This is a genomic window from Bradyrhizobium sp. SYSU BS000235 (assembly GCF_049747295.1).
Lineage (GTDB): Bacteria > Pseudomonadota > Alphaproteobacteria > Rhizobiales > Xanthobacteraceae > Afipia.
On record NZ_JBMHJM010000001.1, the window covers coordinates 3,574,091 to 3,589,086 of the forward strand.

Sequence of the window (14,996 nt, forward strand, 5' to 3'; positions counted from 1 at the left end):
GGTCAAGAGGTGATCAGTCTAAAATAGTTCAGCCGGTCTGGTGGCTACGCGTGACGTGCCATCAGACCGACGGATAGGTCAAGCCGCCATTCGTGCTTTCGCTGTATGGGCTGCGATCGCGTCCATCAGCGCCGGCGACAGGCAGTCATAGGGTTCGAGCCCGATCTCCTTGAGGCGCGCACGTATGCCGTCCATTTCACCTGGGTCGACACCCGATTCAATGACGGATGACACGAAGGCGGCAAAGCCTGGCGCAGCCGAACCTTGTTCCTCGAATAGTTCGGGATGGATGAAGTCGAGGCCGTAAAACGGATGGTTCTTGTTTTCGATCCGACCATACATGTGCGTGCCGCAGACAGTGCATGCATGTCGCTGAATCGTTGCGGATGCGTCGACCACCTTCAGCTTATCGCCGTTCTCCAGCACAGTCACACTGCTGCTGGGCACAACGGCGACGACCGAGAACGTTGCGCCTTCCGGCTTCCAGCATTTGGTGCATCCACAGGCGTGGTTATGTGCGACATCGCCCTTGATGCCGACTTTGACAGGCCTGTCCTTGCATTTGCAGACAAGAGTGCCTCCGGCGAAGGTGCCGGAGCCTTTGCGGACCCCATTATCGATGGATGGGTGAAGACTGACAGCCATGACTCAACCTCCCTTACATTTGCATTTTGCCTTGTTGATTTAATAGACGACGACCGAGCGGATGGACTTTCCCTCGTGCATGAGATCGAAGCCCTTGTTGATATCCTCCAGTTTCAGCACATGAGTAATCATCGGATCGATTTCGATTTTGCCGGTCATGTACCAGTCGACGATCTTCGGCACGTCGGTGCGGCCGCGGGCGCCCCCGAAAGCCGAGCCTTTCCACACCCGACCGGTCACCAGCTGGAAGGGGCGTGTGGAAATCTCCTTGCCGGCTTCCGCCACGCCGATCACCACGGAGACACCCCAGCCGCGATGGCAGGCCTCTAACGCCTGTCGCATCACATTGGTGTTCCCGGTGCAGTCGAAGGTGTAGTCCGCTCCGCCATCGGTCAGGTTAACGAGGTGTTGGACGATGTCCCCGCTGACTTTCGACGGGTTGACGAAATGGGTCATGCCGAAACGGCGGCCCCATTCCTCTTTCGCGTCATTGAGGTCCACGCCGATGATCTTGTCGGCGCCGATCATCTTGGCGCCCTGGATGACGTTCAATCCGATGCCGCCGAGGCCAAAGACGACAACGTTCGAACCAGGCTCGACCTTCGCGGTATTGACCACGGCACCGACGCCGGTGGTGACGCCGCAGCCGATGTAGCACGTAGACTGGAACGGCGCGTCCTCGCGGATTTTCGCCACTGCGATCTCGGGCAGCACGGTGAAGTTGGAGAAGGTCGAGCACCCCATATAGTGATAGATTGTTTCGCCCTTGTAGCTGAAGCGCGATGTTCCATCGGGCATGACGCCCTTGCCTTGGGTGGCACGGATTTTCGTGCACAAATTGGTCTTACGGCTGAGGCAGCTCTTACATTCACGGCATTCCGGCGTGTACAGCGGGATGACGTGATCGCCGGGTTTGACGGATGTCACGCCGGGGCCGACCTCGCGCACGATCCCTGCGCCTTCGTGTCCGAGGATGGAGGGAAAGATGCCTTCACTGTCGAAGCCATCGAGGGTGTAGGCATCGGTGTGGCAGATGCCCGTCGCCATGATTTCGACGAGTACTTCTCCGGCTTTGGGACCTTCCAGATCAAGTTCGACGATCTCAAGAGGGCGCTTTGCTGCAAAGGCAACAGCGGCGCGTGTCTTCATTGGTTCGGTCTCCTCTCAAACGTTCTTGCCTGAGCCTAGACTTCCAAATTTTTTGACCTGCAGTCCTGTATCGCGCTGAAATAAACGTCGCCGTTCTGATCGTCCTAATCTCGAAAGGTGCGTCAAAATGCCGGATGTCGCCAGTCCGGCATCACTCCTTCAGTGAGTGCTGTTTTTGCACTCAAGCCATCCGCGGAAGAGGAGCGGTGGCCTTTTCGAAAATCCCTTCCGCAACGCAAAAAGCATCGGGAAGTCTTGCTCAGCAGTATGAAGCATTGCATGCCCATACCGAACGTCAAGATATGTGATTGCATAATTTAAAAGGACGCGTGCTCGTTTTGGCACGCCGTGAAATTTCGCGATCATCACCAAATGATGAATCTGGTGACCAGAACTGCCAGCCAACTGAATGGCGGTGTCGCTTTTTGATAGCCGTCATCTCATCGCGGTAGAAGCGATACTTCAATCTGTCGCAAATCCGACAGTGCCGGCTCGTTACGTCAGTTTGCTTTCCATCGCCAACCGGACCAGTTCAGCCGATGAGCGGACGCCGAGCTTCTGGCGCATCAGAGAGCACGTGTTTGCGATGGTCTTGTAAGAGGCGCGGATCAGCCAGGCAATTTCCGACAGGCTTTTGCCGGCGCTGAGAAGCCTGAGAATTTCGACTTCGCGAGGTGTAAGTTTTGCGAGGGGATTCTGGCTGAATTCCGGGCCGGAGAATGCGAGGCTTTTCGCCACGTCCGCCGGAAGAAACAGGCCGCCTTCGCTGACCTCTCGGATGGCCTCAACGAGATCACTAGGTTCGCCGGATTTGGAGACAAATCCTTTTGCGCCGGCATCAATCGCACGTGCGGCGAAAACCGGGTCGTCATTCATACTGAACATGATGAGGCGCGCGCTTGCGTCGCGCGCCAGAATTCGTCGCGCCACCTCGAAACCGGAAACGCCAGGAAGGTTGATGTCAATCACACAGATATCAGGGCGTTCGCTGGTAAACATACGTTCGCCAGCTTCTGCATCCATGGCCTGGAGGATGACAACGCTAGGGTCACCGGCGAACAGAGCGCGGCAGCCGGATCCAACAATCGGATGATCGTCGACAATCAAAATGCGCATGGCAAGTGCATATCCCTTTGCGCTGCAGCATGTGTGAGGTCGCTTAAGTTCGATATCTTTCCTCAGGCTCGATAGGGCCGATACTCTATACGTCAATTAAATAGTCGGTATTTTTTCCTGTCAACGTTGCCTTGCCGGGATGTGCCTTATGTGGACGAACGCCTCACTGCGCTTCCGCCTGAATCTTCTTATCGCGTTTGTTCTTATCACGGGGTTGATCATCAATATTGGGCGGGTTGCCCTCGAGGCCGGACCGCGCGTGGCCGCTGAAGACCAAAGCGTCACGCGGCTTGCAAAGGGGCTGATCGAGGCTTTCATCTCCGATCTCGGAGAAGCGTCGAATCCTGAACTCAAGCTTGAAGAGATTGCGCGAGACTTGAGACGGCTGCGACATGTCGCCATCTCGCACGTGAGCGATGGTGGCAATCGCGATTTAACCGATCTGCCCTCAGACACGCACGACGACATCAATGAACCACCGGCGTGGTTTGTCAGATTCGTTCATCCAACGCAGACGAAGGTCATCATGCCCATTAACGTTGGGGGGCGTTCGTTTGGATCGCTTATGATCAAGTCTGATCCAAGAGATGAAATTGCGGAAATCTGGCAAGGGATCGTCACCCAGCTGATCGTTGGAACTGTCGTGACAATCGCGCTGCTCCTCATCACGATGCTTGTGGTCGATCGATCGTTGGGGCCCGTGAATGAACTTGCGCAAGCCATGGGCAAGATCGGTGCCGGCGAGTACGGAATCCGCGTCAAACCGGGTGGTTCGCCGGAAATCGCCGCGATGTGCACCGAGCTGAATCACCTCGCCGCCGCATTAAAGCGAGCCGACGACGACAAGCGAAATCTGGCAGCGCGCGTTGTTTCATTGCAGGATACAGAGCGTAAAGACATTGCTGCGGAATTGCACGATGAGTTCGGGCCGCATCTTTTTGCGTTGCGTGCTCATGCGTCATCGCTGGCGAATCTTGCCCGGAACGACGAACCCGACCTCTCGGCAGTGAGGGCTGCCGGGCAGGCGATTCATCAACAAATCAACGCGTTGCAGCAATCCAACCGAAACGTTCTCGCCCGTCTGCGTCCGGTCGGCTTAGCCGAGCTTGGCCTGCGCACGGCCCTTGAGGCTTTGTTCCGGCGTTGGCGAGAGATCGAGCCACAGGTTGAGGTTGCGACAACCGTATCACCCGAGATCGGCGGTGGAGATGAGACCACGGATCTGACGATCTATAGAATTGTGCAGGAGGCGCTCACCAATGCTTTCAGGCATTCAAAGGCAACGCGGATCAACGTCGTCATAGATTCAGATCACGATCGGCGCGCCATTCAGATCCGGGTGGAGGACAACGGTGTTGGATTGAGTTCAGATGACGCCAACGGCTTTGGCTTAACCGGTATGCGGGAACGGGCGATGGCGCTTGGCGGGCGGCTGATGGTCGCATCAACAAACAAAGGTGTCAGCGTAGAGGCGACGGTCCCGCTCCCGGCATAGTTGGCGGCATGCTCGGTTAGAGTTGTTCGGGAATTTTTCCCGACCAAGCCGGGACCTTTTGAAGATGTAGCATGGACGGTCGAGCCTCTAATGTTCATCATATCCTCAAAGCTCGTGCTCTCGGGCCGAGGATAATAGGGGGACAGATGGACGCTCGGGTTGTGGGCCTATCGATTTGTTTGGCCTCTGTTTCTTGTACCGCGAACGCGCAAAGTCAGCCGGCAGGCAGCAGCACAACTGCTCTCCCAACGATTGATGTCTTCGCGCCCACACCGCTCGCGGGGGCCGGCACCAATCTTGACGTCAATAAGTTCCCTGCCGCAGTCTCGATAGTCACGCCGACTGACATCCAGCGCACGGAATCGCTCAGCGTAACTGATGCGCTGCAGCAACGGGTCCCTGGCATTATCGCCATCGATGTGGCGGGCAATCCGTTCCAGCCTGACATTCAATTTCGCGGCTTTACAGCGTCGCCGGTCGCGGGCACGCCCCAAGGTCTCGCGGTCTACCAGAACGGTATGCGCATCAACGAGGCCTTCGGCGACACGGTCAATTGGGATTTCATCCCGACGACGGCCATCAAATACATCGATGTGATCTCGAACAATCCGGCATTTGGTCTGAATGCCATCGGCGGTGCGCTGAACATCCAGATGAAAGACGGCTTCACCTATCAAGGAGCCGAGGTGAGCGTGATGGGGGGCTCGTTCGGCCGAGCCCAGGGATCGGCGCAATGGGGCGTTCAGGCGGACAAGTTCGCGATCTACGGCGCGCTTGAGGGCGCGCGCGAAGATGGCTACCGCGATTTCTCCGGATCGGTCATCCGCCGCTTCTACGGCGATGTCGGCTACAAGACCGACAGCAGCGAATTCCATGTGAATATGGGCGCAGCCCATAACTGGTTCGGTGCGGCGGCTGCCGTGCCGGTCGAATTGCTCCAGGCACGAGGGTGGGGCGCGACTTATACGACGCCACAAACCATGGAAAACCGCGTCGGTTATCTCAATTTCACCGGGAAGGCCGATGTCTCTCCGACATGGACGGTGGAAGGATCTGCCCGCGTCCGGGTGTTTGACCAGCGGACGCAGGACGGCAATCCGACCGAAGTGGAACGGTGTGGCGCGAATCTGCTGTGTTTTGGTGACAACGGCGCACCGGCCAACGGACTTAACGGAATGCAGCTCACCGATACGTTCCCGGGCAGCGCGGTCCTCGGTGAAAACGACCGGACGACGACACGTTCGACATCGACGGGTTTGACGCTGCAGGCAACCAACACGGACCAGCTCTTCGGATTCAACAACCGCTTCGTCGTCGGCGGCAGCCTCGACTACGGCGTCACGCACTTTGGCGCGAGCGCCGAGCTCGGCACTATCGGTTCGGATTACGTCGTCTCTGGTTCCGGCGTCTTCCTCGGTCGATCAGGCGATCCAATCGCGATCGGTCCGGTGTCGTTGCGTACCACGAACCTCTACACCGGCCTCTACGCCCTCGATACGCTGGACCTGACGGATCGTTTTTCCGTGACAGCCGGAGGACGTTTTAACACGGCAAACATCAAGCTGGAGGATCAGCTCGGCGGCGATCTGAACGGCAACAACAACTTTGCGCGGTTCAATCCGTTGGCGGGTGCGACTTACAAGATTAACTCCGACATCAGCATCTATGGCGGCTATTCGGAAGCCAACCGCGCGCCGACGCCACTGGAGCTCGGCTGCGCTGATCCGAACCGTCCCTGTATCATTGGCGCCTTCCTCATTGCTGATCCACCGCTCAAGCAAGTGGTGTCCCACACCGTTGAAGCCGGGTTCAAGGGCAATCATGATTTCGGCGCCGGATACGGAACGCTCAACTGGAAGCTCGGCGTGTTCCGCACCGACAACAAGGATGACATCCTCGCCATCCCTAGCCCCGACCTGCAGGGCTTTGGCTTTTTTCAGAACGTAGGCGCTACGCGGCGGGAAGGTGTTGAGGCGCAGATCAACATCAAATCCGGTCCTCTGCAGTTGTTTGCGAGCTACGCCTATGTCGATGCGCGCTTCCGCGACCCGCTGACGCTTGCCTCAAATAGTCCATCTGCGGACGATGATGGCAATATTTTCGTGATCCCTGGTAATCATATCCCGGGCATCCCGAAGCATCGGATCAAGGCCAGCATCGACTATGCCGTGACCGATGCATTTAAGCTCGGCGCCGATATGCTGTTTGTCAGCAATCAGTTTTTCATCGGCGACGATTCAAACCAGCAGCCCGAGCTTCCGGGCTACGCGACCTTCAACCTGCGTGGGACGTATCAGATCGACAAGACATTCCAGATATTCGCGCGTGTCGACAATCTCTTCGATCGCCGCTACGCGACCCTCGGAACGTTCTTCGAGAAGGATGATCTTCCCAATTTCGCGAACGGTGGAGCAGACTTCACCAGCGCCAGCACCGTCACTCCGGCTCGACCACGGGCGTTCTATGCCGGCCTGAGGGCGAAGTTTTAGCTGGAACCAAGTCGTAACTGGAACTCGGTTGCGCGGATTTGTCCGGAGGGAACCGGCAACTTTCCGCAGCGGGCTATGTTATACGGGTGGCTGTTGTCGCAGAGATTGGGCGAGATCGCACCGATCTCGTGGAGGAGCGAAAGATGACTTGGAAAACCCCTAAGATTGCTGAAGTTTCGGTCGGCATGGAAATCAACATGTACGCTTGCGCAGCGCGCAAGTAGTCGATCAGAACCCTTAGTTCGCTTTGTGACGGCTCGTTTGCGATTTATCGGCTGTGGCTAATAAATCGCAGGTGGGCCGTTGCATTTTTCAATATGCAGAAATGAGAAGGATCGCGCCGGTCACGGAGAGCGCGAGGACCCAGATCAGGTCCAAATTGATCCAGGCGCTGCGCAGAATCGCAACGCCTATCCATTCATAGACCAGAATTGCGATTGCGCCGGTCACGACAAGCATCGCGGTTGTGTGAACTCCGACGGCGGTCAGCATCGTCGCGAACGAATTTTCAGGCGTGATGTTCTTCATGGCGGAAGAGGCCAGGCACAGCGGAATCAGGACCGGCAGCAGCATGAGGCCCGCGCCATGAGCGGTTGCCATGAGGAAGGACCAGACAGTCAGCCCCGCCAGACCTGTCTTCATGCCGAAACGCACGCGGTGCCGGTGGCCGTAGATCTGGTGATAGATCGCCCATCCGATCAGCAACAAGCCTGACGCAATGAGTACGGCGCGCTCATTGATGAAGAAGCCGACGAGGACCACGGCACTGACAATGATGGCGACCGAGAGGGCATGCCCAAGTGCGATTGAGGGCAATGCCTCAAGGATGATGGTTCGATTTTTCCGGTGCAGCCCGAGCGCCACGGCAAACAGCCATCCCATTGCCGGATTAAGGCCGTGAAAGGCCCCAAGCCCGGCAATCGTCAGCCAGGCCCAGGCATTGTTCATTCAGACCGTCCGCGCATCGCGGTGACCCTTAAGGGTAACAGTAGGAATCCGAGGAGCAGTCACCACCCTCGAGGCGAACCTGATGCGGGCGATGCGACTTCGGCCATTCGACGAAGAAGTTTTTGTCGAATGCAATGCCGCCATTTGGGTTGACGTCGAGCTTCACCATCCAGCCTTCAATCCCTTCGGGATAGAACTGCTCGTCAATGACGCCATAGAGCGAGTTGGTGAAATAGACCCGTTGTCCGTCGCGGCTGATTTCGACCATTTGCGGGCCACCGTTGAGGGCGCCGTTCTTCGCTCCCGGATGGGAGGCGCGCGAGACGATGCCGCCGATCCGGACTTTACCAGTGAGTTTCGGTTTGAACGGATCGGACACATCGTATTGGTGCAGGTCACCCGTTCCCCAGCAGGCCACATATAAAAACTTGTCGTCCATGGAGAGATCGATATCCGTAACCAGCGGCGGCACTGCCTTGAATCCCTTGAGCATCGGCGGGAGCTGATCTTCGGTGGCGGGCTCGGCAGGGATCTCGATGACCTTGGTCACCGCCCATTTGTCACCGTCGCGGTGCCACACCCAGATCGATGATGACAGGTTTTCAAGACTGAGCACGCAGTTGACGAAGCCATAAGCCTTTGTCGGGTCGTGCGCCGGACGTAGCTCGAATACGAGCTGGTATTTATCACCGAAATCGATGGTCTGCTGATGCTTGCGCGTGTGCAGATCCCAGAAGTGAAGCTTGCGGCCGTATTTGGCGCCGAGCAGGGCTTCCGGAACGAGGCCGTTCTCGAACATGTCAGGTGTGCCCCATTCGCTGCTGACGAGCGTATCGTGACCGAGATGCCACCAGGCGTCGTAAGCCAGTTGCTGCGGACCTCGATCGATCTCCCATTGCCCGCGAACATCGAAAGTCTCGTGATCCATCAGGAAGATGCCGCCCGGTGCTTCACCCTTCGCATTGCCGAGTGCCGCGACATAGATTCCTTCGGGACCGCAGTGAATGGTGTGAGGACGGGTATAGCCGGCCTTTTCCGCGACTTCAGACGGCTCGACTACCTTGACGATCTGCGGTTTGGCTGGATCCGGTTTGGTGTCGATAATGTGGATGCGGGACGATCGCAGCCCCGGAACGACAAGATAGCGCCGCTCGATATGCGGATGCGGCGCGTTCGGACACAGCGATGACGAGCACGCATTCCAGCCGAAATGGTGGAGTTCGTCTCCCACATTCGGCATCGCGACTGTATTGATGATTTGAGAATAGGTCTTCGATTTGGGATCGACATCGACAACGGCGATGCCATCCGGCGTTTTTTGCTTCGGATCGAAAGCTGCAACGTAAGCGAACTTTTCCGGAGGAGCCTTCATCGCCATGCGCGGTGAAGGATAGAACGTTGGGTCGGGTTTCCACGTCGCCATGTTGAGCCCTCCAATTTATGTCCCGACTGCGTCGGACACCGATCAATGAAGTATCAAAGTGGTATTGCCTTACTCTGGAGTTGGGTTGGTATTGCGTCGTGGTTGTTGCAGAAAACTCAATACGTCGTGATGGTTCCGTGAAGCTCAGTATGGAGGCGTCTTATGGGCGCGTTGCATCTTCACGGCCTGCGTCCACCAATCAAGGTCGTCGGCGAAGCGGCCAAAAGCCCGATCAAGTTGCTGTCCCGTGTCGCCGATGGGCTTGCCGTCAGCGGCCAATGTTTGTTCGATCGGGCCGACCGTGATCGTGCTTGAGATTACAACCATGCCCATTTCCGACAAGGTGCCGTGCCAAACAAAGTTGGAGCGGGCGCCTGCAATACGGCCGGCCGAATAACTGAGAATTGCGGCTGGGCGCCAGAACCACTCCTCCAGAAAATGATCGGTCAGATTTTTCAGGCCGGGTTGCATTCCCCAGTTGTACTCGCCGGTGACAAAGACGAACGCGTCCGCCGCCTTGATTTTCGATGCAAGTGCTTCCATCGCTTGCGGCGCTGAACCGGGTGCAAATTCCTTGTACATCCGGTCGAGCATCGGCAGATCGACGGCCTTCGCGTCGATGAGCTCGACATCGTTGCCGCGCGCACGCAGAGCGTCGACACTATACTGGGCCAGGCGAATTCCCTTTCGATCGGAGCGATACGAGCCGTAGAGAACGAGAATGCGGTGGGCCATGCATGGACTCCTGGAAAGCTGATTTATCAGCTTGAATGCTTCGGCTTGGAATTAGAGCCGTTTCCTTTGTTCGCTTCCAGCCGTTTCATGCCTGGAATTTGTGACGCCGATGCGTTGCTTTGGGGATAGGTAAGTTTTAGCTTGATGTGACCAGCGGCCGCACCGAAGCGGCGAGTTATTGCCCGCCCGCCCAGAGGACAGGTGCAATGGCTGACATGCCCGCAACTCGCTACGTCAAATGTGATGATGTCTACATCGCCTATCAGGTGATAGGCGATGGGCCCTTCGATCTGATGTTTGTGCCGGGCTTCGTTTCGAACGTTGAAGCGGTGTGGCAATCCCCCGATCGAAGTGCGTACTTCAAACGGCTTGCATCGTTTTCCCGGGTCATCCTGTTCGACAAGCGCGGCACCGGAATGTCCGACCGCGGCTCGCAGATCTTTACGCTTGAGCAGCGCATGCACGATATGCAGACCGTTCTGGATACGGTCGGGTCGAAACGCGCGGCGTTGATGGGAGTGTCGGAGGGTGGCCCGATGTCGCTGCTTTATGCCGCGACCTATCCTGAGAGAACATCGGCGCTCGTCATCTATGGCTCCTACGCCAAGCGTGCCTGGTCCGCAGACTACACGTTCGGATGGAAGGACGAACGATGGCGTATTGTCCTGGAGAACATCGAGCAACACTGGGGCACGCCGCTTGGAGTCAGTGCCGCGATGTGGGCACCCAGCATTGCCAATGATCATCACGCGGCAGAGCGTCTGGCTGCGTATTTCAGGGCAGCGGCAAGTCCGGGGGCCGCGGCTGCCATCATGAAAATGAATCGTGAGATTGATGTTCGGCACATCCTGCCTGCGACGCGCGTGCCGACGCTTGTCGTCCACCGTGTGGGTGATCGCGTAATTGATCTGGAACACGCGCGCTACATGGCTGCGCATATTCCAGGTGCGAAACTTGTTGAGTTACCGGGTGAGGATCACATGCCGTGGTTTGGCGATCAGGCCGCGGTCCTTGACGAAGTCGAGCAGTTTCTGACGGGCCGACGGCATGTTTACGAACCGGACCGTGTGCTGGCGACCGTGCTGTTCGCCGATATCGTGGACTCGACCGCACAGGCGGCTGCGCTGGGCGACAGTTCGTGGCGGGAGTTGCGCAACGCATTCTACGTGAGGATTCGCCGGGTGCTGGAGCAATACCGTGGCCGCGAGATCAACACCTCGGGAGACGGGTTTTTGGCTGCGTTCGATGGTCCGGCGCGCGCGGTGCGCTGCGCCACCGCGATCCGCGATACGGTGCGTTCGCTTAATCTCGAAGTGCGTTGCGGTCTGCACACCGGGGAGTGCGAACTGGTGGGTAATGACATCGCCGGCATCGCGGTGCATACCGGTGCACGTGTTGCCGCGCTCGCGGCTCCGGGCGAAGTCCTGGTTTCGCAAACAGTTTGTGATCTCGTCGCTGGTTCAGGGCTAACCTTCGAAGAAGGTGGCACTTACAAGCTGAAGGGCGTGCCCAATGAGTGGCGCCTGTTCAGAGCGGTCGCGAATTGAGCCGCCTCATTTTCCCGATGGATCGAACCTGATCTCAGCACTGCATGGTCGCGACTTATTCGATGATTCTCGAACGGAACGCGTGGCGGGTCGATGACATCAGTGTTATCGGCGGTCCGATGGATCGAACGATACCTTGCGTAACGAGCTGAAGGGACGATGACGGCTAGCGCCGTATAGCTTGAATGATGTGCCGCCTTTCGGACGGCGGGCCGACCAAATATCTATCGTAATTTCAATGAATTACGATGGATCTGGCGTGCGTACTCGGGATCCGGCGGCGTGATGCCACACCATTATAGAGTCCCAGATTTGCCCGATCAGACGCCGGCCCTGAAAACTGGGTTTCCCTCCGGGGCATGCGCTTCCCTTGCGATTTTGATATGCACCATCGCGGGCTTCTCGAAGAAGAAGGCGAGGGAGGGGGCAGATCTTGACTGGACCAACAACGGAGCTGTCGGCTCCACACGCAGCGGTCGCGCTCACAAACGTCGATGTCACATTCCGGCTGACAGATGGCGGCAGCTATCGCGCCGTGGAAGGTGCGACTTTGAACGTCGCCGACGGCGAATTCGTGGCCATCGTTGGCCCGACCGGATGCGGCAAGTCGACACTGCTCAACATTGCTGCCGGACTCATCGCCCCTGCTGCTGGGCGTGTCGAGATTTTCGGATCTCCCATTGTGGGCCTGAATCCTCAGGCCGGCTATCTGTTTCAGGCTGATGCGCTGTTTCCCTGGAAGACCGCCATCGAGAATGTGGCCATCGGTCTCGAAACGGCGGGAATGCGTTCTTCGGAAGCGCGGTCAAAAGCGCAAAGCTGGCTGGGACGTGTCGGCCTTGGCAATTTCGCCAACCATTATCCGCACATGCTGTCAGGCGGACAGCGCAAGCGCGTCGGTCTGGCCCAGGTTTTGATCCGTGATCCCAAAATTCTTCTGATGGACGAGCCATTCGGTCCGCTCGATGCGCAAACGCGTCAGATCATGGGCAATCAGCTGCTGGACCTCTGGAGCGCGGACCGCAAGGCGGTGATTTTCGTCACGCACGATCTTGAAGAGGCGATTGCGCTCTCAGACCGTGTGGTCATCATGTCGGCAGGTCCATCGGCGCGCATTCTCGGCGATTGGAAAGTGACGCTGCCGCGTCCGCGCGACATCGCCGAAGTGCGGTTGGATGCTGCCTTTCACGACATCCACCGTGACATTTGGCGAACGCTCAAGGCCGAAGTCCTGAAAAGCTACGAACAAACGGCGGCGGTGTGATGCAGCGATTCAAACTCGGTCTCCTCCAAACTCTCGTCGCCGTCATCTGCGTCGTCGTGTGGCATCTGGCGACGACCGTCCTGATCAGCGGAAAGCCGTTATTTCCGCCGTTCTTCTTTTCCACGCCCGGCGATGTCGTCTCGCGCATCATCACGTGGTTCGCTGAGGGCACCATCTGGCGCCATCTCTGGATCACACTCTCGGAATCCATGCTGGCATTCGTCGTGGGCTCCATCGGCGGTGTGCTGGTCGGGTTTTGGTTTGCACGTCAGCCGCTGGTGGCCGCAATTTTCGATCCCTACGTGAAAATGGCGAACGCTCTGCCGCGCATCGTGCTGGCTCCGATCTTCACCCTGTGGTTCGGGCTCGGCATCTGGTCGAAAGTGGCGCTCGGTGTCACGCTGGTCTTCTTCATCGTGTTTTTCAACGTCTACCAGGGCGTCAAGGAGGTCAGCCCCACGGTGCTCGCCAATGCCCGCATGCTCGGAATGAATGAGCGGCAGCTCATGCGCCATGTCTATTGGCCGTCAGCGATGTCGTGGATGTTTTCGTCGCTGCACACATCGGTCGGGTTTGCGGTGGTGGGCGCTGTCGTGGGCGAGTATCTCGGCTCCGCTGCGGGGTTAGGCTATCTCATTCTGCAAGCGGAAGGCACCTTCGACATTGCCGGGGTCTTCGCGGGAATGTTTGTGCTGGCGGCCTTTGTCCTTGTCATCGACGCTGTCGTGACGATGGTGGAGCGTCGGCTTCTGGTCTGGCGGCCGACACAGGCTGATGGGCGAACCTGAACGCTTTCCAGAGCAAGGTTCGTCGCTTAGTGTTCAATCCAATGGTGGCCAGACAGAATGGATCACCAATCGTGTGGAGAAAACGATCATGATGGCGCTCTTTCTGCGGCGAGTGATGTCAGGCTTGGTATCTTGCCTGGCCGTCCTTGTTCTGATGTCCGGTGCTGCGTTTGCACAGGCGAAGGTGACGATCGCTGTCGGCGGCGCCGCCTGCCTTTGTTATCTGCCAACGGTGTTGGCAAAGCAGCTCGGCGAATACGACAAGGCCGGTCTCAATGTCGAGATCGTGGACTTTAAAGGCGGTTCGCAGGCCTTGACGGCTGTCCTTGGCGGAAGCGCGGATGTGGTCTCCGGCTATTTCGATCACTGTGTCAATCTCGCCGCCAAGAAGCAGAACCTTCAGGCCTTTGTGGTCTATGACCGGTATCCGGGGCTCGCGCTCGTCGTCGCACCGAAAAATAGCGGTAGCATCAAGTCGATCAAGGACCTTGCCGGAAAACGGATTGGTGTCAGCGCACCGGGATCATCCACCGACTTCTTCCTGAAGTATCTGCTGAACAAGCATGGCGTCGACCCGAACTCGATCGGTGTGATCGGCATCGGACTTGGCGCCACCGCAGTCGCTGCGATGGAGCAGGGGAGTGTCGATGCGGCCGTCATGCTCGATCCGTCGGTCACCCTGCTTCAGGGCAAGAACAAAGACCTCAAAATTCTCAGCGATACCCGCACGCAGCACGACACGCTTGAGGTGTTCGGTGGCGAATATCCTGGCGGCGCGCTCTACACGCGAGGGGACTGGATCGTCGCGCATCAAAAGGAAACGCAGGGGCTGACCAACGCGATCCTGGCGACATTGAAGTGGATCCATGCGCACACGCCAGAAGAAATCATGGCCATGATGCCTCCAGAACTCGTTGGTGCGGACAAGGCGCTCTATCTTGCGGCGCTGAAGAACACGATTCCGATGTATTCGCTGACCGGGAAAATGGACCCCAAGGGCGCCCAGGCGGTGCTCGACGTCTTCAGCCAGTCGTCGCAGGAAGTGAAGAACGCCAAGATCGACCTCACCAAGACTTATACCAACGCATTTATCGAAAAAGCCAACTAGCAGTTGGACCGGTCTCCGCAGGCGCTCACGCATGGTCGCCCGCGGACCCGGATGATTTCCATTCATCGCAAAACCGTCGCAATCGCCGCACGTAGCGTTCTGAGCAGATCCGCGGGAAACCGGGGTGCCACCATTCCGTGCTTTCGTTTCGCCAGACGCGGAAAGAAAACTATTTCCGTCCGGACAGAACCGGGGAATAATCCGTTCGAATACGAAGTTCGCTACGGGGTGCGCTGCACTATGAGGCGAACCTTGGATTCGGGACACTAGATCTGATCGCCTGCAAGAT

General features: G+C 57.7%; 13 protein-coding genes. 7 read left to right on the top strand and 6 right to left on the bottom strand.

What is annotated here, in order from left to right; genetic code table 11:
- Window positions 1–78: 78 nt before the first annotated feature.
- The 3 genes from gfa to ACP0KA_RS16685 form a co-directional block, all read right to left on the bottom strand.
- Window positions 79–645, bottom strand: a complete 567-nt coding sequence (gene gfa, locus ACP0KA_RS16675) for an S-(hydroxymethyl)glutathione synthase (protein ID WP_424629847.1) — start codon at window positions 643–645, stop codon at window positions 79–81.
- 39 nt (window positions 646–684) lie between these two features.
- Entirely contained in the window at window positions 685–1,794 is a 1,110-nt protein-coding gene (locus ACP0KA_RS16680; RefSeq protein WP_424629848.1) for an S-(hydroxymethyl)glutathione dehydrogenase/class III alcohol dehydrogenase, read from the bottom strand.
- A gap of 495 nt (window positions 1,795–2,289) precedes the next feature.
- Window positions 2,290–2,910, bottom strand: a complete 621-nt coding sequence (locus tag ACP0KA_RS16685; RefSeq protein WP_424629849.1) for a response regulator — start codon at window positions 2,908–2,910, stop codon at window positions 2,290–2,292.
- Window positions 2,911–3,058: 148 nt separating this feature from the next.
- Here ACP0KA_RS16685 and ACP0KA_RS16690 point away from each other — a divergent pair, with 148 nt between their 5' ends.
- From ACP0KA_RS16690 to pqqA, 3 genes are all read left to right on the top strand, one after another.
- On the top strand, window positions 3,059–4,405 hold the full coding sequence (locus ACP0KA_RS16690; protein WP_424629850.1) for an ATP-binding protein: 1,347 nt from the start codon (window positions 3,059–3,061) through the stop codon (window positions 4,403–4,405).
- A gap of 146 nt (window positions 4,406–4,551) precedes the next feature.
- Entirely contained in the window at window positions 4,552–6,894 is a 2,343-nt protein-coding gene (locus ACP0KA_RS16695; protein WP_424629851.1) for a TonB-dependent receptor, read from the top strand.
- A gap of 143 nt (window positions 6,895–7,037) precedes the next feature.
- Complete coding sequence (gene pqqA / locus ACP0KA_RS16700; RefSeq protein ID WP_424631636.1) at window positions 7,038–7,118, top strand: pyrroloquinoline quinone precursor peptide PqqA; 81 nt, start codon at window positions 7,038–7,040, stop codon at window positions 7,116–7,118.
- 88 nt (window positions 7,119–7,206) lie between these two features.
- On the opposite strand, the gene ACP0KA_RS16705 is transcribed toward pqqA, so the two are convergent.
- The 3 genes from ACP0KA_RS16705 to ACP0KA_RS16715 form a co-directional block, all read right to left on the bottom strand.
- Window positions 7,207–7,842, bottom strand: coding sequence for a hypothetical protein (locus ACP0KA_RS16705; RefSeq protein ID WP_424629852.1), 636 nt, complete (start codon window positions 7,840–7,842; stop codon window positions 7,207–7,209).
- Between the two features lie 28 nt (window positions 7,843–7,870).
- Window positions 7,871–9,265, bottom strand: a complete 1,395-nt coding sequence (locus tag ACP0KA_RS16710; RefSeq protein WP_424629853.1) for a selenium-binding family protein — start codon at window positions 9,263–9,265, stop codon at window positions 7,871–7,873.
- Window positions 9,266–9,409: 144 nt separating this feature from the next.
- Complete coding sequence (locus tag ACP0KA_RS16715; protein WP_424629854.1) at window positions 9,410–10,000, bottom strand: NADPH-dependent FMN reductase; 591 nt, start codon at window positions 9,998–10,000, stop codon at window positions 9,410–9,412.
- 206 nt (window positions 10,001–10,206) lie between these two features.
- Here ACP0KA_RS16715 and ACP0KA_RS16720 point away from each other — a divergent pair, with 206 nt between their 5' ends.
- The 4 genes from ACP0KA_RS16720 (at window position 10,207) to ACP0KA_RS16735 (ending at window position 14,707) form a co-directional block, all read left to right on the top strand.
- Window positions 10,207–11,547 carry an adenylate/guanylate cyclase domain-containing protein gene (locus ACP0KA_RS16720; RefSeq protein ID WP_424629855.1) on the top strand — a complete coding sequence of 447 codons (1,341 nt, stop codon included), beginning with the start codon at window positions 10,207–10,209 and terminating at the stop codon, window positions 11,545–11,547.
- Window positions 11,548–11,980: 433 nt separating this feature from the next.
- Window positions 11,981–12,811 (top strand): ABC transporter ATP-binding protein, encoded by an 831-nt coding sequence (locus ACP0KA_RS16725; protein WP_424629856.1) that lies wholly within the window; start codon window positions 11,981–11,983, stop codon window positions 12,809–12,811.
- Complete coding sequence (locus ACP0KA_RS16730; RefSeq protein ID WP_424629857.1) at window positions 12,811–13,599, top strand: ABC transporter permease; 789 nt, start codon at window positions 12,811–12,813, stop codon at window positions 13,597–13,599. Before ACP0KA_RS16725 ends, ACP0KA_RS16730 begins: the two co-directional genes overlap by 1 nt.
- Before the next feature lie 91 nt (window positions 13,600–13,690).
- Window positions 13,691–14,707, top strand: a complete 1,017-nt coding sequence (locus tag ACP0KA_RS16735) for an ABC transporter substrate-binding protein (protein WP_424631637.1) — start codon at window positions 13,691–13,693, stop codon at window positions 14,705–14,707.
- Window positions 14,708–14,996: the final 289 nt, after the last annotated feature.

Coding starts and splice junctions, on each gene's coding strand:
- ACP0KA_RS16735 (WP_424631637.1), top strand. CDS start 13,691: ATGGCGCTCTTTCTGCGGCGAGTGATGTCAGGCTTGGTATCTTGCCTG.
- ACP0KA_RS16695 (WP_424629851.1), top strand. CDS start 4,552: ATGGACGCTCGGGTTGTGGGCCTATCGATTTGTTTGGCCTCTGTTTCT.
- ACP0KA_RS16680 (WP_424629848.1), bottom strand. CDS start 1,794: ATGAAGACACGCGCCGCTGTTGCCTTTGCAGCAAAGCGCCCTCTTGAG.
- pqqA (WP_424631636.1), top strand. CDS start 7,038: ATGACTTGGAAAACCCCTAAGATTGCTGAAGTTTCGGTCGGCATGGAA.
- ACP0KA_RS16690 (WP_424629850.1), top strand. CDS start 3,059: ATGTGGACGAACGCCTCACTGCGCTTCCGCCTGAATCTTCTTATCGCG.
- ACP0KA_RS16730 (WP_424629857.1), top strand. CDS start 12,811: ATGCAGCGATTCAAACTCGGTCTCCTCCAAACTCTCGTCGCCGTCATC.
- ACP0KA_RS16705 (WP_424629852.1), bottom strand. CDS start 7,842: ATGAACAATGCCTGGGCCTGGCTGACGATTGCCGGGCTTGGGGCCTTT.
- ACP0KA_RS16685 (WP_424629849.1), bottom strand. CDS start 2,910: ATGCGCATTTTGATTGTCGACGATCATCCGATTGTTGGATCCGGCTGC.
- gfa (WP_424629847.1), bottom strand. CDS start 645: ATGGCTGTCAGTCTTCACCCATCCATCGATAATGGGGTCCGCAAAGGC.
- ACP0KA_RS16710 (WP_424629853.1), bottom strand. CDS start 9,265: ATGGCGACGTGGAAACCCGACCCAACGTTCTATCCTTCACCGCGCATG.
- ACP0KA_RS16720 (WP_424629855.1), top strand. CDS start 10,207: ATGGCTGACATGCCCGCAACTCGCTACGTCAAATGTGATGATGTCTAC.
- ACP0KA_RS16715 (WP_424629854.1), bottom strand. CDS start 10,000: ATGGCCCACCGCATTCTCGTTCTCTACGGCTCGTATCGCTCCGATCGA.